This window comes from Conexibacter woesei Iso977N (genome assembly GCF_000424625.1).
GTDB classification, from domain to species: Bacteria; Actinomycetota; Thermoleophilia; order Solirubrobacterales; family Solirubrobacteraceae; genus Baekduia; species Baekduia woesei_A.
This window is the reverse complement of record NZ_AUKG01000003.1, coordinates 123,695-142,230: the sequence shown is the minus strand read 5'-3', so window position 1 is coordinate 142,230 and position 18,536 is coordinate 123,695. Positions and strand designations below refer to the sequence as shown.

At 70.5% G+C, this 18,536-nt stretch carries 21 protein-coding genes and 3 tRNA genes; 15 read left to right on the top strand and 9 right to left on the bottom strand.

The features are described from left to right. Nucleotides 1–4: 4 nt before the first annotated feature. Together H030_RS34325 and H030_RS0122205 are read left to right on the top strand one after the other, a co-directional pair. Nucleotides 5–742 carry an ABC transporter permease gene (locus H030_RS34325; RefSeq protein WP_051223474.1) on the top strand — a complete coding sequence of 246 codons (738 nt, stop codon included), beginning with the start codon at nt 5–7 and terminating at the stop codon, nt 740–742. A 51-nt stretch (nt 743–793) separates the two neighbouring features. Next, nucleotides 794–1,342 carry a TetR/AcrR family transcriptional regulator gene (locus tag H030_RS0122205; protein WP_027007743.1) on the top strand — a complete coding sequence of 183 codons (549 nt, stop codon included), beginning with the start codon at nt 794–796 and terminating at the stop codon, nt 1,340–1,342. Nucleotides 1,343–1,345: 3 nt separating this feature from the next. Here H030_RS0122205 and H030_RS0122200 read toward each other — a convergent pair whose 3' ends face one another. The 4 genes from H030_RS0122200 to H030_RS0122185 all read right to left on the bottom strand — a co-directional run bounded on the left by H030_RS0122200 (nt 1,346) and on the right by H030_RS0122185 (nt 6,334). Continuing rightward, on the bottom strand, nt 1,346–2,122 hold the full coding sequence (locus tag H030_RS0122200; RefSeq protein WP_027007742.1) for an amino acid ABC transporter ATP-binding protein: 777 nt from the start codon (nt 2,120–2,122) through the stop codon (nt 1,346–1,348). Nucleotides 2,123–2,127: 5 nt separating this feature from the next. Continuing rightward, nucleotides 2,128–3,066: an amino acid ABC transporter permease gene (locus H030_RS34320; protein WP_051223472.1), complete on the bottom strand. Its 939-nt coding sequence runs from the start codon at nt 3,064–3,066 to the stop codon at nt 2,128–2,130. Between the two features lie 7 nt (nt 3,067–3,073). Beyond that, a complete protein-coding gene (locus H030_RS0122190; RefSeq protein WP_027007741.1) occupies nt 3,074–3,988 on the bottom strand; it encodes an ABC transporter substrate-binding protein in 915 nt (304 codons plus the stop codon). A gap of 66 nt (nt 3,989–4,054) precedes the next feature. Beyond that, nucleotides 4,055–6,334, bottom strand: a complete 2,280-nt coding sequence (locus H030_RS0122185) for a hypothetical protein (protein WP_027007740.1) — start codon at nt 6,332–6,334, stop codon at nt 4,055–4,057. Between the two features lie 283 nt (nt 6,335–6,617). Here H030_RS0122185 and H030_RS34315 point away from each other — a divergent pair, with 283 nt between their 5' ends. The 3 genes from H030_RS34315 (at nt 6,618) to H030_RS40725 (ending at nt 9,338) form a co-directional block, all read left to right on the top strand. Continuing rightward, nucleotides 6,618–7,832: a DNA cytosine methyltransferase gene (locus tag H030_RS34315; RefSeq protein WP_035129268.1), complete on the top strand. Its 1,215-nt coding sequence runs from the start codon at nt 6,618–6,620 to the stop codon at nt 7,830–7,832. A gap of 47 nt (nt 7,833–7,879) precedes the next feature. Beyond that, nucleotides 7,880–8,812 (top strand): XamI family restriction endonuclease, encoded by a 933-nt coding sequence (locus H030_RS0122175; RefSeq protein ID WP_196809232.1) that lies wholly within the window; start codon nt 7,880–7,882, stop codon nt 8,810–8,812. Between the two features lie 67 nt (nt 8,813–8,879). Then, nucleotides 8,880–9,338 (top strand): DNA mismatch endonuclease Vsr, encoded by a 459-nt coding sequence (locus H030_RS40725; protein WP_081691055.1) that lies wholly within the window; start codon nt 8,880–8,882, stop codon nt 9,336–9,338. Nucleotide 9,339: 1 nt separating this feature from the next. Here the strand turns inward: H030_RS40725 and H030_RS0122165 are convergent. Beyond that, nucleotides 9,340–9,413, bottom strand: a tRNA-Arg gene (locus H030_RS0122165). Between the two features lie 47 nt (nt 9,414–9,460). Continuing rightward, a tRNA-Ser gene (locus H030_RS0122160) sits at nt 9,461–9,550 on the bottom strand. A 79-nt stretch (nt 9,551–9,629) separates the two neighbouring features. Between H030_RS0122160 and msrA the strand changes: the two genes are divergently transcribed. The 7 genes from msrA (at nt 9,630) to H030_RS0122125 (ending at nt 14,801) form a co-directional block, all read left to right on the top strand. Next, nucleotides 9,630–10,301: a peptide-methionine (S)-S-oxide reductase MsrA gene (gene msrA / locus H030_RS0122155; protein ID WP_027007737.1), complete on the top strand. Its 672-nt coding sequence runs from the start codon at nt 9,630–9,632 to the stop codon at nt 10,299–10,301. Between the two features lie 55 nt (nt 10,302–10,356). Continuing rightward, a complete protein-coding gene (locus H030_RS37715; RefSeq protein WP_051223470.1) occupies nt 10,357–10,899 on the top strand; it encodes an RNA polymerase sigma factor in 543 nt (180 codons plus the stop codon). Further along, a complete protein-coding gene (locus H030_RS0122145) occupies nt 10,896–11,669 on the top strand; it encodes a hypothetical protein (protein ID WP_027007736.1) in 774 nt (257 codons plus the stop codon). The genes H030_RS37715 and H030_RS0122145 overlap by 4 nt, the downstream gene beginning before the upstream one ends. Beyond that, complete coding sequence (locus H030_RS0122140) at nt 11,651–12,784, top strand: hypothetical protein (protein WP_027007735.1); 1,134 nt, start codon at nt 11,651–11,653, stop codon at nt 12,782–12,784. The genes H030_RS0122145 and H030_RS0122140 overlap by 19 nt, the downstream gene beginning before the upstream one ends. Nucleotides 12,785–12,797: 13 nt before the next feature. Next, nucleotides 12,798–12,884, top strand: a tRNA-Ser gene (locus H030_RS0122135). A gap of 200 nt (nt 12,885–13,084) precedes the next feature. Continuing rightward, entirely contained in the window at nt 13,085–14,401 is a 1,317-nt protein-coding gene (locus H030_RS0122130) for a discoidin domain-containing protein (protein ID WP_027007734.1), read from the top strand. A gap of 46 nt (nt 14,402–14,447) precedes the next feature. Continuing rightward, nucleotides 14,448–14,801, top strand: coding sequence for an STAS domain-containing protein (locus H030_RS0122125; protein ID WP_081691053.1), 354 nt, complete (start codon nt 14,448–14,450; stop codon nt 14,799–14,801). 8 nt (nt 14,802–14,809) lie between these two features. Here the strand turns inward: H030_RS0122125 and serS are convergent, their stop codons facing one another. After that, nucleotides 14,810–16,072, bottom strand: a complete 1,263-nt coding sequence (gene serS, locus H030_RS0122120) for a serine--tRNA ligase (protein ID WP_027007732.1) — start codon at nt 16,070–16,072, stop codon at nt 14,810–14,812. 60 nt (nt 16,073–16,132) lie between these two features. Then, the gene (locus H030_RS0122115; RefSeq protein ID WP_035129265.1) at nt 16,133–16,558 is read right to left on the bottom strand and encodes a c-type cytochrome; all 426 of its coding nucleotides are present in this window, start codon (nt 16,556–16,558) and stop codon (nt 16,133–16,135) included. A 28-nt stretch (nt 16,559–16,586) separates the two neighbouring features. Here H030_RS0122115 and H030_RS0122110 point away from each other — a divergent pair, with 28 nt between their 5' ends. Further along, complete coding sequence (locus tag H030_RS0122110; protein ID WP_027007730.1) at nt 16,587–16,991, top strand: hypothetical protein; 405 nt, start codon at nt 16,587–16,589, stop codon at nt 16,989–16,991. 132 nt (nt 16,992–17,123) lie between these two features. Continuing rightward, a complete protein-coding gene (locus H030_RS0122105; RefSeq protein ID WP_027007729.1) occupies nt 17,124–17,624 on the top strand; it encodes a flavin reductase family protein in 501 nt (166 codons plus the stop codon). A gap of 13 nt (nt 17,625–17,637) precedes the next feature. Here H030_RS0122105 and H030_RS0122100 read toward each other — a convergent pair whose 3' ends face one another. Beyond that, nucleotides 17,638–18,081 carry a hypothetical protein gene (locus H030_RS0122100; protein ID WP_155892212.1) on the bottom strand — a complete coding sequence of 148 codons (444 nt, stop codon included), beginning with the start codon at nt 18,079–18,081 and terminating at the stop codon, nt 17,638–17,640. A gap of 73 nt (nt 18,082–18,154) precedes the next feature. On the opposite strand from H030_RS0122100, the gene H030_RS0122095 reads away from it, so the two are divergent. Continuing rightward, entirely contained in the window at nt 18,155–18,517 is a 363-nt protein-coding gene (locus H030_RS0122095; RefSeq protein WP_027007727.1) for an NADH-quinone oxidoreductase subunit A, read from the top strand. The last annotated feature ends 19 nt before the right edge of the window (nt 18,518–18,536 follow it).

Sequence of the window (18,536 nt, the reverse complement as noted above, 5' to 3'; positions counted from 1 at the left end):
CATCATGAGCACCTGGACCTACACGCGCTTCGAGCTGCTGCGGGCGCTGCGCAACAAGCGCTTCTTCTTCTTCTCGCTCGGCTTCCCGCTGATCTTGTACATCTTGACCGCGGCGCCCAACCGCGGCGAGCACAACCTGCAGGACACGGGCCTCAGCGCGCCGCTGTACTTCATGGTGTCGATGGCCTCGTGGGGCACGATGACCGCGATGCTCTCGACCGGCGCCCGGATCGCCGGCGAGCGCGAGGCGGGCTGGAACCGCCAGCTGCGCATCAGCCCGCTGCGGCCGTTCGCCTACATGCGCGCGAAGATCACGATCTCCTACCTGATGGCGGGGCTGACGATCGTCCTGCTCTACGTCGCGGGCGCGATCCTCGGCGTGCGGCTGCCGGCCGACCAGTGGCTGGAGATGACCGGCCTGATGATCGTCGGGCTGATCCCGTTCGCCGCCGCCGGCGTCCTGCTCGGCCACAAGCTGACGACCGACTCGATCGGCCCCGCGCTCGGCGGCGGGACCGCGCTGCTGGCGCTCGTCTCGGGCACGTGGTTCCCGGTCGGCGACTCCGGCGTCGTGCACGACATCGCGGTCAACCTGCCGTCCTACTACCTCGTGCAGGCCAACCGCGTGGCGCTCGGCGGCTCGGCCTGGGACGCGCGCGGCTGGATCGTCGTGGCGGTCTGGAGCGCGATCCTGATCGTGCTCGCGGCCAGGGCCTACCGGGCCGACACCGGCAGAGCGTGATCAATCGCATGTAGCAATTGACGCGCGCTGTGTGGGAGCATCGGTCACACGATGACCGCCACCGCGCCCACCAGCCGCCGTGCGCAGATCGTCACCGCGGCCCGTCGACTGCTCGAAGCCGACGGGCCCGAGGCGCTCTCGATGCGCAACGTCGCGGCCGAGATCGGCATCCGCGCGCCGTCGCTCTACGAGCACGTCGCCGACAAGCGTGCGCTGGAGAGCGCGATCATCGCGGCCGGCCTGCAGGAGCAGGGCATGGCCCTGCGCGAGGCGGTCGCGACGCCGGAGGGCCAGGCCGATCCGCTGACCACGATCGCGATGGCGTGGAGCCGCTGGGCCCACGAGCACACCCACCTGTACAACCTGATCTACGCCCGCGACCTGGACCGCAGCGACCCGGCGGTCGCCGAGGCCGAGCTGTACGCGGGCACGCCGCTGCGCGAGCTGTGCGGCGGCGACCTCGTCACCGCGCGCTGCATCTGGGCCTTCGCACACGGGATGGTCAACCTCGAGCTGATCGACCGCTTCCCGCCGAACACCGACGTCGAGGCCCTCTGGGTCCGGGGCCTCGACGCCCTGCGTCCGCTGCTTCCGGCCTAGCGGCTAGAGGACCTTCTCCAGGAACGACTGCGTGCGCGTCTCCCTCGGCGCGCCGAGCACGTCGGCGGGCTTGCCGCGCTCGACGATCACGCCGCCGTCCATGAAGACGAGCGTGTCCCCCACCTCGCGCGCGAAGCCCATCTCGTGCGTGACCACCAACATGGTCATGCCCGACTGCGCGAGCTCGCGCATGACCGCGAGCACGTCGCCGACGAGCTCCGGGTCCAGCGCCGAGGTCGGCTCGTCGAACAACATCAACTTGGGCTGCATCGCCAGCGCGCGGGCGATCGCCACGCGCTGCTGCTGGCCGCCCGACAGCTGCGCCGGGTAGCTCTTCAGCTTGTCGGCCAGGCCGACGCGCTCCAGCAGGACCTCGGCGCGCTCGCGCGCCTCGGACTTCGCGACGCCCTTCACGCGGACCGGCGCCTCCATGACGTTGTCGATCGCCGTCATGTGGCCGAACAGGTTGAAGTGCTGGAACACCATCCCGATCTCGGCCCGCTTCTTGGCGACCTCGGACTCGCGCAGCTCGTGGATCTTGTCCCCGGCCTCGCGGTAGCCGACCAGCTCGCCGTCGACCCACAGCCGCCCGGCCTGGATCTTCTCCAGGTGGTTGATGCAGCGCAGGAACGTCGACTTGCCCGACCCGGACGGGCCGATGACGCACAGCACCTCGCCCGGGTCGACGGTCAGCGAGACGCCCTTGAGGACCTCGGTCCTGCCGAAGGACTTGTGGACCTCCTCGGCCCGGACCATCGGGTTCTTCGTGGGATCGCTCATCGCTTTCATACCCCTCGCGGCTCGCCGCCGCGGTTCGCGAGCGCCATGAACCTCGCACGCACTCCCAGCTGCTCGGCGCGCGAGCGGCCGCGGCCGAAGCGCCTCTCCAGGAAGTACTGGCCGATCGAGAGGATCGTGGTGCCCAGCAGGTACCAGAAGCTCGCGACGATCAGCAGCGGGATCGTCTTGTAGTTCTGCGCGTAGATCAGCTGGACGGCGTAGAGCAGCTCGGTGACCGCGATCGCCGACGCCAGCGACGTCGTCTTCAGCATCGAGATGATCTCGTTGCCGGTCGGCGGGACGATCACGCGCATCGCCTGCGGGAGCACGATCCGGCGCATCGTCTGGGTGCGCGTCATGCCGAGCGCCTGCGCGGCCTCGGCCTGGCCCTCGTCGACCGAGAGGATCCCGGCGCGCACGATCTCCGACATGTAGGCCGCCTCGTTGAGGCCGAGCCCGAGGATCGCCGCGGTGAACGGCTTGATCAGGTCGTTGGCGTCGAGGTGCACGAACGGCAGGCCGAACGTGATCTGCGGGTAGACGGCGGCGATGAAGTTCCAGAACAGCAGCTGGACCAGGACCGGCGTGCCGCGGAAGATCCAGATGTAGAAGAAGCTCGAGCCCGACACCATCGGGTTCGGGGACAGGCGCATGACCGCCAGCAGCACCCCGCCGAGGATGCCGATGACCATCGCGATGACGGTCAGCTCGAGCGTCGTGACGATGCCGCGCAGCACGCGGGCGTCGAAGAGGTAGTCGCCGACGACGTCCCACTCGAAGCGGGGGTTGGTGATGACGGACCTGGCGAGGAGGAAGGCGATCACCGCGACGACGAGCGCGGCGACCCAGCGGCCGGGGTGCCGGACCGGGACCGCCTCGATGGCGCCGGGGGTGACGCCGCCGGCCGGCTCCGGGGAGCCGGCCGGCTGCTGCGTCGTGGACATCAGGCGGCTACGAGGTCGCCCCGTTGATCACGGGGTCGGTGATCGCGCCGTCCGCGATGCCCCACCTCGTGAGGATCTGCTTGTACTGGCCGTTGGAGATCAGCTCCTTGACGGCCTTCAGGACGGGATCGGCGAGGCCCGAGTTCTTCGGGATCGCGATGCCGTAGGGCGCGGTGCCGTAGGGCGTGCCGACGGTCTTGAACTGGCCGTTGGACTGCTTGACCTGGTAGTCGGCGACCGGCGAGTCGGCCATGCCGAGCTGCGCGCGGCCCGAGGAGATCGCCAGGTTGGCGCCGTTCTGGTCCGGGAACGTCGAGACCTTGACGTCGCCCTTGCCGGCGGACTTGCACTTCCTGCCCTGGGCGGTGGCGTCGTCGCCCTGGGTCGTGCCCTTCTCGACCGCGACGGTCTTGCCGCAGAGGTCGGCGAGGCCGGTGACGTCGGTGCCACCGGAGGCCTTCGTGTAGAAGGACGTGCCGGCCGAGAAGTACGTGACGAAGTCGACGGTCCTCTCGCGCTCCTTGGTGTCCGTGAAGGACGACATGCCGAGGTCGAACTTGCCGGCAGCAAGGCCCGGGATGATCCCGTCGAAGCCGGCGTTCTGGACCCTGACCCTGAGGCCGAGCTCCCTGCCGATCGCCTGAGCAAGATCGGCGTCCATGCCCTGGACGGTCCTGCCGTCGCTGCCGAAGAACTCGTTCGGCGCATAAGACGCGTCGGCGGCGACGGTGAGCGTGCCCTTGGACTTGATCTTGTCCGGGACGGCGATGCTGGTGGACGGCGTCGTCGACGCGGTCGTGGACGCGGCCGCGGGCGTGGACGACGACGTGCTGCTGTCGTCGTTGGACCCGCAGGCGGCGAGACCGGAGGCGGCGATCGCCGTGGTCGAGAGGATGGCGGCGAACCGCAGATGCTTCTTCATGAGGATGCGTTCTTATCACTTCGGCGTGAAGTCGCCGTTGAGCGATACGTCCTACATGTCGGTCTGCTACATGGGGAACGCGCCCGACGGGGTGACGCAGAGCAGCCACGTCGTGCCATCCGACCACTCCCAGTTGCGGACCACGCCGCCGATCGAGTGGCACTGGTCGACCAGCCGCTGGGCCCTGGCGCGGGCGGCGGCCTCGCGGCGGCGCTCGGCGGCGGCCTGGCGCTCGCGGCGCTGCGCGACGCGGCGGTCGACCTTGCGCCGCTCGGCCGCGCGCAGCGACGCGCAGCGGGCGCGGGAGATCGTCCTGATCGTGCCGTGGCGCGTGAAGCTGTGGTCATCGTCGTCGCTTGCGGTGACGACGTAGCGGTAGGCGCCGCCGCCGGCCCTGCAGGTCCAGGTGAAGCTCAGCGCGTGGCTGGCCGAGCCGTCCCAGCGCAGGTTCTGGACCTGCTTGCGGCCGCCGCGCGTGAGCTGGATCCGGACGTAGGCCCACGGCGTGGTGGTGATCCGCAGCTCGCTGTGGCCCGGGTGCCTGCTGTTGGCGACCGGGAACGACTTCGCCCGGACCGCGAGCCTCTTGACGTCCGGGCCGGCGATCTTGAAGGCGATCGGCGCCGTCCTGGCCGTCTCGCCGTCGGAGCGCCTGCGCTGCACCGACCAGCGGTAGCCGCCGGGCGGCAGCGGCTGCGTGACCCTGACCGTGGTCCTGCCGGCGGCGGTCCTGTAGGTCGCGGCGCCGGGCAGGCGCTCGTAGCCCTTGCGGGAAGCGGCCGCCGGGGTCTTGAGCTGCTGGCCGCCGGTGCTCGGCGTCCCGTCGTCCGTGGGGACCCACGCGCCGTCGCTGCCGACGACGAACAGCGTCGCCCCGTCGCGGTCGGAGAGCACGAGGTCGTCGCTGAACCCGGCGCCGGCCGACCACGCGAACGACGGGCGGCGCTCGCCGATCATGCCCTTCGGCGTGTTCTCGCCGATCGCCGGGACCGGGACCGCCAGCTCGCTGATCGGCGCGCGGGCGGTGGCGTAGACGTCCCTGTCGTGGAAGAGGTAGGCGCAGACGACGTAGTTCGGGGAGCGCTCCGGGTCGACGGCGATCGTGCGCGAGAACGGGCCGCCGACGCCGAAGCCGTCGACCCCGAACTCCGGCGGCGGGCACGTCGTCCCGGCGAGGGACTCCATCGAGACGTAGTCGGAGGCCTCGGTGAAGCCGGTGATCGTCGCGGTGCGCCTGCCGGCGCCGAGCAGGTACGGCGAGCCGTCCATGTTGATGGACAACGCCGTGGCGCTGCGGCGGGCGTCGAACTCCACGCTGGTCGCCAGCTCGGCTGAGCTCGTGCTCTTGCCCAGCCACGCGCAGATCCGGTAGTGGCCGGCGGCCGGCGGCGTGTAGGTGTAGGACTCGGAGTAGTTCCCCGCCTTGATCGAGCGGCCGCTGTAGTCCAGGGACGAGTCCGCCGCCGTGACGCTGTAGTGCGCGGGGCAGGGGCCGCCGGCGATCTGCGCCGCGTAGAGCGTGCGGTCGAGCTCGGCGGCTCCGGAGATCGTGACCGGGAGGGAGGCGTCCTCGTGCGGGTCGGCGCCGATGCCGATCGCCATCGTCTCGTGCGGGCCGCGCACGGTGAAGGCCAGGGCCGCGGAGCCGTTGGGCGGGTCGTTCACGCGGTCGGAGACGTAGGCGCAGACCGTGTAGCTGTTGGCGGCGCCGGTCTGGAAGTTGTAGGACGTCCTGTAGGCGCCGGGGCCGACGGTCGTCGCGCCGTAGGTCAGGGTCTGGCCGTCGGTGTTGCCGGCGTAGGTGGCCGCGCATGAACTCGGCGTGATCCACGCGCGGAGCTTGCGCGTCGCCTCGCTGGTGCCGGACATCGTGATCGTCGACCACTGGTCGACCGTCGGGTCGGCGCTGATCGCGACGTTCACGGTCGCCGTCGCCCTGCGCACGGTGAACGTCGTCTGCCCGACGGCGCTCGGCGCCGCGGTCGTCGAGTTCGCGAGGTAGACGCAGATCGTCCACGTGCCCGCGTTTGGCGGGGTGAACTGCGTGCTGTCGCTGAACGCGCCCGACACGTAGTGCGCGTAGGTGAAGTCGTAGCCGCCGGCGTTGCCGTCGACCGTCGCGGCGCAGAAGCCCGCCTGCGTCCCCACCGCCCACCAGTCGGTCCCGGAGTCCGCGCTGCCCGAGACCGTGATCGACACCGCCCCACCCTCGGTCGGGTCGCCGCTGTTCATGCTGACGCCGATGCTCCCAGCAGCGCTGGCACGCTGCGGCTGGGCGAGCGCGAGGGTCAGCGCCATCAGGACGAGGGCAGCCAGGAGCGTGGGGAGCGAGCGTCCGTGCTTCATCGGCCGAAGAGCGTAAGGGTTCCTTCAGCGAAGTGGAACAGGACTGTCCGACCGGTGAGGGCCGTGGACGCATGCCCTACTCAGAAGCAGAGAGGTGAACCGATGATCGCGCCGACCGAGCCCACGCCAGGGCCGCGCCCGCTCCCCTGGCTCTACATGTCCGACACGCCGTTTAGCCTCACTCACATGATCGAACATATGTTCGTATTTGTCTTTCAGAACCACTTCAGCTCCGTTGACGGACGTTGCCGTTCTGCCGGAGCCAAGGGAAGGGTGCGTCTCGATGGAGCAGTTGACTTTGGTGAGCCTCTTCGCAGGAGCGGGCGGCTTGGACGCCGGCCTCGAGCGGGCCGGGTTCGAAACGAGACTTGCGATCGACAACGACGTCGACGCTGTCGCGACCCTCAAGGCGACGCAAGCAGCACGAGTCCCGATTGAGCGGTCGGATCGGCACTACCTCGAGGGCGCGACGATCGCTCGAGCAGACCTGACGAAGCTCACCAAGGGCGACCTGAAGACTCTCTGGGGCTCGGACAAGGCGCCTTCCCTGCTCGCCGGAGGGCCTCCGTGCCAGAGCTTCAGCAGCGCTGGCAAGCAACAGGGCATCGCAGACGCCAGAGGTCTGCTCTTCCGCGACTTCGTGCGAACCGCGCGGGCCTTGAAGCCGGCCTTCGTGCTATTCGAGAACGTTCAAGGTCTTGTCACAGCACGTGACTCCGACGGACAGATCGGCGGCGTGCTCCGTTTGGTTCAAGACGAGTTCGAGAGTGCCGGTTACGCGTGCAGCTTCGCGCTTGCGAACGCGGCCGACTACGGCGCCCCTCAGAAGCGAGTTCGGCTGGTGATGCTTGGGACACGGCGTCATCGACTGCCCTCGATGCCGCCCGCTGCAACGCACACGAAGAACCCGCTCGACGTGGGCAGCCTGCTGATGCCGTGGGTACCCATCAAAGACGCACTGGCAGGTCTGCCAGAAAGCGAAGGGGATGCGGTCTGGGCCTCCTCGCAGATGCAGGAGAAACTCGCCGAGGTCCAGGCGGGGAGCGGTATCCGAGTCGGAGGGCAGGTGATGAACAACCGGCCGAGCGGACAGTGGGGCTACCGACAGGACGGCTTCATCGCCGCCTGGGATCAACCATCGCGCACGATCCGCGCCGCGTCGACCCCAGACTGGCTCAAGATGGACGACGGCACGCACAGACGTCTCACCTGGCAGGAGTGTGCACGCCTCCAGGGCTTCCCAGACGGTTGGGCCTTCAGCGGTTCGCTGACGAGCCGCTTCCGGCAGATCGGCAACGCCGTTCCGTTCGAACTGGCACACGCACTCGGCCGCGAAGCTCGCGCAAGCCTGGCAGAGGGTTCGCTCAAACGAGGAGAGCGCCCGACCTCGACTCCTTGGCCGGCGAACTTCCGAAGGCGGATCCGTTACACGACCGCGGAGCACCGCGTGAACGGCACGTTGCGCCGCCGGGCGAAGCGCGTCGAGCAGCTGGTCTGAGCCGCAGTCTCCGTTGACGGAGATCCATGGGTGTCACACTGGCGCCCATGGATCTCGTTCGCGACTTCAAGTACACGGAGGACGAGCTCAAGATGGACATCGCGAAAGCGACGTCCATCTTCATCGAGCGAGTACGCCACGCCATTCCGGCGGCCTACCGGCCGAAGCTCGCAGACGCACGCGAAGAGCTGGTCCAGGCGCTTGCCGTCACCGCCGATCTCACCGATCTGCGGCCTGAGGTCGTCGCTGCTCATCCCGAGATCGTGCGGGCGCTCCGGTACACCGCCGGACCGCCGATCTCCGAAGAGGACTTCCGAACCGTCACACGCTGGCCGTTCGCCGCCAGAGCAAACGCGAGAGCGGTGAAGGCCGCAGCGCCGGCGGTGTGCAGCACGGTGAGAGAGCTGGCCGATCCGCTGCTGTTCCCGTGGCTTTCTCAAGACCGCTCGCCGTTGCCTGACGAGCGCAAGGCCGCGATCAATGGAACAGCCAAGCTGCTGGCAGTCGAGCGCTTCCGCACCGAGCGTCGCGGGAGCGCCAGCAAGGATCAAGAGGCTGAGGTTCGTCGGGTGCTTGCGACGGACGCAGGGCTCACGGAAGTCGAGCGCCCGCTGAGGCGGAAATCCGGTCACATCGAGTTGATCGATCATCTCGACAAGGGCTCGTTCACGAGCGAATGCGTTCTTCACGGGATGAAGTGCGATGTCCCCGTCCGACTCCCCGACGGTCTGTTGATGACGATCGAGTGCAAGGTCAACAGCGGCCAGAAGAACGGTTGGAAGCGAGTCTCGCGCGAGGTCGAAGGCAAGGCCTCACGCTGGCGTGACAAGTTCGGGTCCGCGAGCGTTGTGATCGCCATCATGCTCGACGGCAACTTCGACCTAGGGACTCTGACGCGCTTCCAGGACGAGGGGTACTTCATCTTCTGGGGCCACGATCCGCAGCGGCTGGTCGACTTCGTCAACGAGCACGCCAAGTAGCGCTATACAGGGCTCCGTGTCCCAGGAGCCTGCACCTCCTGCGTCGTCAGCCGCGGTCCGGATCCGGATGCAGCGGGTTCGGCGGCGCGACACCGGCCCCGAACTTCGTCTCCGTTCCGCGCTGCACCGGCTTGGGCTGCGGTATCGCGTCGATGCCAAGGTCCCCGAGCTCCCTCGGCACCGCATCGACGTCCTGTTTCGCCGAGCGCGTGTCGCCGTCTTCGTCGATGGGTGCTTCTGGCACCTCTGCCCCGAGCACGGCAGTGTGCCCAAGGCCAACGCCGGGTGGTGGACTCGGAAGCTCGCCGGAGTCCGCGCGCGCGACGCGCGAACCGACGCGATCCTGACGCAAGCGGGATGGGAGGTGGTCCGGGTTTGGGAACACGAAGAACCTGACGTTGCAGCAGCGCGCATCGCTGCAGTCGTCACCGATCGGCTTGGCACGCAGCCCCGGCGTTGCTCCGGCAGGTCGTCGAGCGCCGTCCGCGAGAACGAGGAAAGCCCCGCGAATGCGGGGCTTTCTTGAGCGCGCCCGATAGGATTCGAACCTATGACCTTCGGTTCCGTAGACCGACGCTCTATCCAGCTGAGCTACGGGCGCAACGAGCAACCAGTCTAGCCCGGCCGTGTCGACCGTGCGGACTGGAACGGAGAGGGAGGGATTCGAACCCTCGATGGAGCTCTAAACCCCATACTCCCTTAGCAGGGGAGCGCCTTCAGCCACTCGGCCACCTCTCCAAGGGGTCCGGGAAGTGTACGGAAACGACCGCCGGATGCCGTTGTAACGCCCTGCCAGCGTGGCGAGACCTTGAAGCACATGCTTTTCTCGACACGGAAGAACCTGTCAGTCCCGAGCGCGGAGGCCGCGCTCCCGGGTCGCGAGACCCCCATCCGAGTGCCGAACGCGCACACCGTTCTCGGCACCACGCTCACGCCGCCGTTCCCCGACGGCATCGAGGTCGCCTACTTCGGCCTCGGCTGCTTCTGGGGCGCCGAGCGTGCCTTCTGGTCGCTCCCGGGCGTCCACTCGACCGCCGTCGGCTACCAGGGCGGCAGCACGCCGAACCCGACCTACGAGGAGGTCTGCAGCGACCGGACCGGCCACACCGAGGCCGTCCTCGTCGCCTACGACCCCACGGTCATCTCCTACGACACGCTCCTGAAGACGTTCTGGGAGGTCCACGACCCGACCCAGGGCATGCGCCAGGGCAACGACGTCGGCACCCAGTACCGCTCGGCGATCTACACGGTCGGCGACGAGCAGGCGGCCGCCGCCGAGGCCTCGCGCCGCAAGTACGACGACGCGCTCGCGCGCGCCGGCAAGGGCCAGATCACGACCGAGATCGAGGCGGCCGACGGGCGCCCGTTCTACTACGCCGAGGACTACCACCAGCAGTACCTCTCGCCCGCGAAGAACCCGGGCGGCTACTGCTCGATGCGCGGCACGGGCGTCTCCTGCCCGATCGGCGTGGGTGTGAGCGCCGCGTAGCGCTCGCCTCGCAGCGCCTGCGTCACAAGATCGAGGGCCACGCGAAGATCCTCGCGTGGCCCGTCGTCCGCCCCTCACCGAGCAGCATCTCGCCGCGGCGTACGCACGCGACGCGCGGCGGCTGCTGATCTGGCTGACGCGGCGGACCTACGACGGCCAGCAGGCCGTCGACCTCGTCGGCGAGACCTACGCGCGCGCCTGGGAGTCCCGGGAGCGGTTCGCGGGTCGCATCGACGACGCCGACGCGGTGGCCGCGTGGACGTTCGGGATCGCCCGGCACGTCCTGGCCGACGCGCTGCGGCGCGGCCGGAGCGAGCGCGCCGCGATGGCGCGGCTCCAGGTCGAGCCGCCGGTGCTGGCGCCCGACGAGCTGGCGCGGCTGGAGGAGCTGGCCGAGCTGGGCTCGCTGCGCGCCACGCTGGCGGGCGCGCTCGAGGACCTGTCGCCCGAGCAGCGCGACGCGGTCCGGCTGCGCGTTGTTGAAGAACTTGACTACGGCGTGATCGCGCGGCGGCTCGGGATCTCCGAGGACGCTGTGCGCGCGCGGGTCTCGCGCGGGCTGAGGACGCTGGCGGTCGCGATGGAGGGCGCGGCATGAGCGCCGTGCCGCCACGCGATCCGGACGCGATCCTCGCCGAGCTCGGCGCCGCGCTGGAGGGCGCCTGGGGGCGCGATGCCGCAGCGCCGCGGCCGAAGGTCCGGCCTCGCTTCGCGCGGCTGCGCCTGCGCGGCGGCCGCCGCGGGCTCGTCGCCGCGGCCGCCGCCGGGCTGGCGCTGGTCCCGACGGCCATCGCCACGCGCGACGCCGTCTGGGCCCCGGACCCGCCGCCGCTGCTGCCGCCGTCGCTGCGCGCGCCTTCCGGCGACGTGGCGGGCGCCGGGACCGCGGTCTACGTCGGCGCCGGGTCGCAGCGCGGGGTCGCGTGGAGGCTGAGCGCGACCGCCTGCCGCTACGGCCACGTCGATGCGGTCGGGCTGTTCCTGACCGTCCCGGGCGGCGGCGCGGGCGCACGCTGCGACGCCGGCGGCGCCACCCCGCGCGCGATCGCCGCGCGCCGCGTCCAGACCTACTACGACCCGGCGTCGAACCTGACGTGGGCGTTCGGGACCCTGCCCGCGGGCGCCGCCTCGGTGGCCGTTCGGGCCCGCCCGTACGGCGGCGGAGCGACCACGACAACGACGCTCGCGGCGAGCGCGGTCGGCGCCGACGCGATCGCCCAGGGCCATCTCCCGCCCGGGCTGCGCGTGTTCGCGCTGGCGCTGCCCGGTGGCCGCGACGTGACGCGCGTCGACGTCGCCGACGCGTCCGGCGCACCCCTCTTGACCTGCGACCACTCCCCGGAGGCCCGATGCCGTCCCGCCGCCTGACCCTGCCCGCCGTCTCCGCGCTCGCCCTGGCGTGCATCGCGCTCGGCGTCCTCGCCGCGCTGGCCGACGGGAGCGGCAGGCACGCGGCGCCGGTGGCGCCGCGCACGCCGCGCGTCGTCGCGGCGGTGCCTGCCGCCGCCCCGGCGGCGGTCCCGGCCGTGCCGGTCGCCGCGGCGCGCCTGCGCCCCGCGCTGCGCGCGACGCGCCCGCTGCTCGTCGCGGCCGCCGCCAGCAGCCGCTACCTGCGGCCCTACGCGATCGCCTGCGGCGTGATCCGGATCGCGGGCCCGGTCGGGGCGGTCGCGCCGAAGCCGGAGCCGGTCCCGGACGACCTCCTGCACGCCTTCGGGATCCTGCGCCGCGCGGCGACGCCCGACGACGCGCTGCCCAAGGACGCACTCCAGGCGCTGCGCATCCGCGGCCTGGAGCCGTTCGACCCCGCCGCGGCGCGCCTGGTCCGGACGACACCCGACGGCGGCCGCGCGTGGGTCGTCCCGACCCGCGACGTCCCCAACACGCCCGGCTGCGGCGTCGCTGCGCTGGTGCCGCCGGCCGTCGTCTACAACCCCAAGACGCCCACGCCCCTGCCCGCGCTGCCGGCGCCCGTGCCGGCGACGCCCACGCGGCCGGCCAAGCCCCAGAAGGCCACGCCCCACCCCGGCCTGGCGCTCGTCGCACTCGGCGGCGCGCCGGTCGGTGCCGGCGGCCGCTACGAGGACCTCATCCGCGGCCGCGAGGACGTCGCGCTCGATCCCTGCGGCGGGCCGGGGCACGACATGCTCAGCGTGTCCGGCCTCGTCCCCGACGGCGTTCCCGCCGCCTTCCTGACGAGCCCCGACGGCACCGCGATCCGTGCCGACGTCAAGGACAACGCCTACACCTTCGTCGTCCCGCGATCGGCGCGCGCCGAGACCCGCTACGTCGTCTGGACCGGCGGCGACGGCACACCGCACGTCCAGCCGTTGACGCCGATCGTCTACCCCTCGACGAGCAGCTGCGCGCGGGTCCATCCCGTCACGGCGAGGATCCCCGAGATCTCCCCCCGCGCGACGACGCCCATCCTCCCCGCACCCGTCGCCGTCAAGCGCCTCCCCACCCTCCCCCGCCACAAGTAGCCTTCACCGCTCTGGAGGGGTGGCAGAGCGGTCGAATGCACCGGTCTTGAAAACCGGAGACGGGGCAACCCGTCCGCGGGTTCGAATCCCGCCCCCTCCGCTGCGGCCTGACCGAGGGAACAGTTGTGTCTCCTCCGACTGGCGGTGGGGACGGACGGGCTGTATGTTGCCGCCCTCGCCAGGAGGGCGGGAGGAGGAGACATGGGGTTGATCGGGGGAAGGGGTGCGGCGGTCCTGGCCGTGCTCGGAGTGGTGCTTGGATGCGTCCCTGCGGCGCAGGCCAGCAGTGGGTTGACCGGTGTGGTCACCGATGCGTACACGGGGTTGCCGCTGACCGGTGCGGCGATCGGGTGGAACGATGGTGCGACGGCCAGCAGCGGCGCCACGGGCCAGTACGTGCTCGTCAACCTCGACAACGGCGCCACCGGCACGCTGAACGCGTCCGGGCCGGCGGGCTGGGAGAAGCTCGCGATCGACGGTCTCTCTCTCCCGGCCACGGGCGGAGCCACGCAGAACGTGCAGCTGCACCGCGACTGGTCGTCGGCGGCGGGTGGTGCGACGACGACGAGCAACGACGACTCGGGCACGGCCGCCGGCTGCGGGAGCACCGCGGCCACCGACAACGACCGCGCCACCGGCTGGTCCGCCACCGTCGCCGGCCACACGCAGGACGACCCCGCCCAGATCACGATCGCGCTGCCGCAGACGATCGACGCGCGCGCCTTCGTGCTCGACCCGACCGCCACCTGCGGACACGACCCAGGCGCCGCGCTCGGCGCCTACCGGATCCTCACCTCCACCGACGGCAACACCTACAACCTGGCTGCGTCCGGCACCTTCGACCAGACCGCGCGCGCCACCAACACCACCATCACGCCGACCGCCAACACCGCGCAGATCCGCTACGTCCGCCTCCAGGCCCTCGCGCCCCAGGACCCCGCGAGCACCACCGTCGACCTCCGCGAGCTGCAGGTCTTCGGCGTCGGCCCCGACACCGCCCCGTCCGGCACGCTGACCGCCGGCTCGACCAAGAACTACATCAAGCAGGTCGTCACGCTGAGGGCCGCGTTCACCGGCCCGACCTCGGCGATCACCCGCTACCTCTGGGACTTCGACGGCGACGGCCACTGGGACCAGTCCACGTACGGCCCATCGGTCTCCCACGTCTGGATGGGCGCCGGGACCTTCCACGTCACCGTCGGCGTCCGCGACCTCCGCGGCAGCCTCGGGACGACGTCGCTCGACCTCCACGTCGTCGACCCCAACGCGCTCGTCCAGCCGATCCTCCAGCGCAGGCCGCTGATCACCTTCGACCCGGTCGACGGCATCGACCTGCCCGTCCGGATCGCCTGCGCCTCGACCTGCACGTTCACCGCGACGCTCGTCCTCCCCAAGTCCACCGCCAAGAGGATCCACGCGCCGCGCCGGACGATCCTCAGCATGAGGAAGAGGACCGAGGGCCCCGGCCTCGGCTCCTGGGACATCGAGCTGCCGAGCAAGACCATCAGGCTGCTCCGCAAGGCCCATAAGAAGTCGGTCCGCGCCTACCTGACGGCGTCAGCCGTCGACCAGCAGAGGCGTCGCTCGACCACCCACCGCTGGGTCACGTTCCGCTAGCCCGCGGGTTGACAACGCGCGCCGGAAGCGAAGAAGGTAAGTCGTCGTGTCCTTCGCAGAGCCCAGGTTCCGGACGCACGAGCGTGTGATCGACCCCACCACCTCGGTGATCGAGGTCGGCGGCGAGATCCACGTGTCGACCGCGCCGGAGCTGACGCAGGCGCTGAACGCCGCGATCGACGGCGGCAGGACGCGCCTCGTGCTCGACCTCGGCGGCGTCATGTTCATCGACTCGACCGGCCTCGCGATCCTGCTCAGCGCGCTGCGCCGGGTCGACGCGCTCGCGGTCGTCTGCACGAACCCGACGGTCCTGCGCCTGTTCGAGATCACCCGCCTCGACGAGACGTTCGCGATCCACGACGCCGTCGAGCCCGCCCTGCGGGCGCTCGCCGCCGCGTAGGCGCCGCGCTACGCGTCGGCCGGCGCCAGCACCGCCGGCGCGCCGTACCCGCGCAGGACCTCGGGCAGCGCGACCGAGCCGTCCTCCTGCTGGCCGTTCTCGAGCATCGCGATCAGCGTCCGGCCGACCGCGACCGCGGTCCCGTTGAGCGTGTGCACGATCTCGGTGCCCTTCGACCCCGCCCCGCCCGGGCGGTAGCGGATCTCCAGGCGCCGGGCCTGGTAGTCGGTGGTGTTGGACGTCGAGGTCAGCTCGCGGTACCTCTGCTGCGAGGGCAGCCACGCCTCGCAGTCGTACTTCTTGGCCGCGCTGGCGCCGAGGTCGTCGACCGCGATGTTGACCACGCGGTACGGGAGCCCGAGCGCCTGCATGATCGACTCCTCGATCGACAGCAGCCGCTCGTGCTCGTCGCGCGAGGTCGCCGGGTCGACGAACGAGAACATCTCGACCTTGTCGAACTGGTGCACGCGGAAGATCCCGCGCGTGTCCTTGCCCGCGGCGCCCGCCTCGCGGCGAAAGCACGGCGAGAAGCCGGCGTAGCGCTTGGGCAGCTCCTCCAGGATCTCGCCCGCGTGCAGCGAGGCCAGGGCGACCTCGGAGGTGCCGACGAGGTACAGGTCGTCGGCTTCCAGGTGGTAGATCTGCTGCTCGGTGTCGGGCAGGAAGCCGGTGCCGTACAAGGCCTCCTCGCGGACCAGGACCGGCGGGATGACCGCCTCGAAGCCGTGCCCGGCGAGGTGGTCCAGCGCCCACGAGACCAGCGACAGCTCCAGCCGCGCGAGGTCCCCGCGCAGGTACGCGAAGCGCGAGCCGGACAGCCGCGCGCCGCGCTCCATGTCGATCCGGTTCGGGCCGGCGAGCTCGAGGTGGTCCCGGACCCAGTCGGCGTTCCACGCGTCGCCGACCTCCTTGACGACCGTGTCCTCCGGGGCCGCGTCGGCCTCCGGGAGGTTCGGGAGCTGCAGCAGCTGCTCGTTGAGCTCGGCCTCGACCGTCACGAGCTCCTCGTTGAGCGCCTTGGCCCGCCCCGCGACCTCGCGCATCTTCGCGATCGCGTCGTCGGCGCCCTCGCCGGACTTCTTGGCGGCGGCGATCGCCGCGTTCGCGGAGTTCTGCTCGCCGCGCAGCGACTCCAGCTCCGGGATGATCTCCCGCCGCCGCGCGTCGGCGGCGATGACGCCGCCGATCAGCGCGGGATCGGTGTCCCCACGGCGCGCCAGGGCGGCGCGAACGGCGTCGGGGTCACGTCGGATCAGCCGTAGGTCGAGCACGGCGCCGGAGCCTAGCTCGCCGAGCCACCCGCGGTCGCGCGGGCGGCGATGCCGGAGCGGCTAGTTCCGGGCGTTCTTGGACTTGCCATGCCCCGCATACTTCGCGAGGAACTCGGCGACCGCGTCGGCGTCCCTGCCGACGACGATGTCCTGCGGCATGATCGCGCCGGAGAACCCGCCGTTGCGGATCGCGTAGAGGACGGAGTCCTTGTCCTCCTTGCGCACGTTGAAGTTCGGCCCGTCGACGCGCTCACGGTTCTTGACGACCAGCGCGCCGCCCTCGGCACCGACGATGCCGAGGTTGTGGCAGGCCGAGCAGCGCTCGACGAAGAGCTGCGCGCCCGGCGCGTACTGGTCCTCGATGCCCTTGAAGTGCGGCGTTGAGGCCGTGGGCTGCTTGATGTCGTTGCTCTCCTGGCCGCAGCCGACGGCCGCAGCAGCGGCGACGGTGACGGCGGCGAGGGCGATCAGGGGACGGCGAGGCATGCGGCCGGGCATCATACGGGACCCTTTCATGCGCTGGCTTGCCGCCCTACCCCTCCTGGGCGCGCTGACGGTCGTGGGGTGCGGGAGCGGACCTTCCTACACCCACGCGAACGGCGGCACGCTCCACATCACGCTCGACGAGTACCGCGTGATCCCGCAGAACCTCACGGTGCCTGCGGGACGCGTCCGGATCGTCGCCACCAACAAGGGTCGCCTGACCCACAACCTCGCCGTCGAGGCGTGGGAGAAGGAGGACGGCGAGGAGCCCAAGCTCTACGGCCGGACCCCGACCCTGCACCCCGGCCAGACCGGCACCGAGCAGGAGCCGATCACGCTGAAGCCCGGGAAGTACCGGCTCACCGACACGATCGGCAACCACGACGACCTCGGCCAGTACGGCGAGCTGAAGGTCACGTCGGCGAAGGGATCGTGACGTCCGTCGCGAACTCCGGACCGACGCGGGCGCCGACCTCGATTCGATCGCTTCATAACGACGTTCACGCGATCGCTCTCGATACGGCGGCAACCTGGTCGGCGCCCGCGTCTGAACTACCCTGAGCCCCCGATGGAGACGACGCCCGCAGTCGATCCGGCCCGCTACCGCGAGGTCATCGGGAGCTTCGCGACCGGGGTGGCGATCGTCACCGCCCACGGCCCGGACGGTCCCGCCGGTCTGACCACGAACGCCGTGACGAGCCTCAGCCTCGACCCGCTGCTGCTGATCGTCTGCTTCGACAACGGGTCGCGCACGCTGCCGATCGTGCAGTCCGCCGGCCGCTTCGCGGTCAACGTCCTGCGCGCCGGCCAGGAGGACCTCGCCCGCGTCTTCGCCTCCAAGCGCGAGGCGACCGAGAAGTTCGACGCCGCGACCCACACGGTCGCCCACGGCGTCCCGGTCCTCGACGACGCCCTCGCCTGGATCGCCTGCGACCTGGAGTCGCTGACGCCCGCCGGGGATCACACGATCGGGATCGGCCGCGTGACGCACCTGAGCGCCGACGACAGCCCCGGTGCGACGAACGATCCGTTGCTGTTCTTCCGCGGCGGCTTCGGCCGGCTCGCTTAGCGCGTCAGAACGCTTACACAGTTCCCAGCGCGCGCAGCGACAGGAAGCAGACGACCAGCGCCGAGGCGGCCATCACGCCCATCTCGCGCCGGACGATCTGGAGCACGATCGAGCGCTGCTCGGACTCCGGCAGCGCGCCCACGGCCTGGGCGTCTTCGAGATCACGCGAGTCCAAGACCATCTGGGCCGAGACCAGGCGCAGCTGCTCGGCGACGAACGACACCGCGACCGGGAGCAAGGCGTACAACCAGTACAGGCTGTCGGCCGGATGCAGCCCCATTGCAGCGAGAACGCCGGTGCCCAGCGCGCCGGCGATCGCGGCGGCCTGACCGGCGCGGATCAGCCACCACGCCCAGGGCTGCGGCGACACGCGCCACCACAGAAAGGCGGACACCAGCCCCGCGATCCCATTTGAGATCGCGACCATCAGGGCAAGGACGTTGGCAGCGTCGGTCACAGCGGTGGTATCCAAGTGCGGGTAGCCACTTTGTGGCAGCAAGTTACAAGTTGGTGATACAACGGGAGACCGAGTGCTCCGGGACTACCTTCCAGCCATCGTCTTCGTCATCCTCGGCGGTCTCGTCGGCGGACTCTTCATCTCCGCCGGCTCACTGCTCGGGCCGAAGCCGAAGACGCCCACGACCTACCAGGGCGACCCCTACGAGTCGGGCATGCCCTCCGAAGTCCAGCAGGGCTTCCGCTTCGGGATCAGCTTCTACCTGATCGCGATGTTGTTCATCTTGTTCGACATCGAAGTGGTCTTCCTCTACCCGATCGCCGTGCAGCTGCGGGCGTACGGGAGCTTCGCGCTGATCGAGACGGTCGTGTTCATCGTGTTGCTGGTCGTGGCCTTCATCTACGTGTGGCGACGCGGCGCGCTCGAGTGGCGCTAGACAAGCGCTAGAACAGGAA

Coding starts and splice junctions, on each gene's coding strand:
- H030_RS0122110 (WP_027007730.1), top strand. CDS start 16,587: ATGCGCTGGCTTGCCGCCCTACCCCTCCTGGGCGCGCTGACGGTCGTG.
- H030_RS0122185 (WP_027007740.1), bottom strand. CDS start 6,334: ATGAAGCACGGACGCTCGCTCCCCACGCTCCTGGCTGCCCTCGTCCTG.
- H030_RS0122105 (WP_027007729.1), top strand. CDS start 17,124: ATGGAGACGACGCCCGCAGTCGATCCGGCCCGCTACCGCGAGGTCATC.
- H030_RS0122115 (WP_035129265.1), bottom strand. CDS start 16,558: ATGCCTCGCCGTCCCCTGATCGCCCTCGCCGCCGTCACCGTCGCCGCT.
- H030_RS0122175 (WP_196809232.1), top strand. CDS start 7,880: ATGGATCTCGTTCGCGACTTCAAGTACACGGAGGACGAGCTCAAGATG.
- H030_RS34315 (WP_035129268.1), top strand. CDS start 6,618: ATGGAGCAGTTGACTTTGGTGAGCCTCTTCGCAGGAGCGGGCGGCTTG.
- H030_RS34325 (WP_051223474.1), top strand. CDS start 5: ATGAGCACCTGGACCTACACGCGCTTCGAGCTGCTGCGGGCGCTGCGC.
- H030_RS0122145 (WP_027007736.1), top strand. CDS start 10,896: ATGAGCGCCGTGCCGCCACGCGATCCGGACGCGATCCTCGCCGAGCTC.
- H030_RS0122190 (WP_027007741.1), bottom strand. CDS start 3,988: ATGAAGAAGCATCTGCGGTTCGCCGCCATCCTCTCGACCACGGCGATC.
- msrA (WP_027007737.1), top strand. CDS start 9,630: ATGCTTTTCTCGACACGGAAGAACCTGTCAGTCCCGAGCGCGGAGGCC.
- H030_RS0122205 (WP_027007743.1), top strand. CDS start 794: ATGACCGCCACCGCGCCCACCAGCCGCCGTGCGCAGATCGTCACCGCG.
- H030_RS0122140 (WP_027007735.1), top strand. CDS start 11,651: ATGCCGTCCCGCCGCCTGACCCTGCCCGCCGTCTCCGCGCTCGCCCTG.
- H030_RS34320 (WP_051223472.1), bottom strand. CDS start 3,066: ATGTCCACGACGCAGCAGCCGGCCGGCTCCCCGGAGCCGGCCGGCGGC.
- H030_RS40725 (WP_081691055.1), top strand. CDS start 8,880: ATGCAGCGGGTTCGGCGGCGCGACACCGGCCCCGAACTTCGTCTCCGT.
- H030_RS0122200 (WP_027007742.1), bottom strand. CDS start 2,122: ATGAGCGATCCCACGAAGAACCCGATGGTCCGGGCCGAGGAGGTCCAC.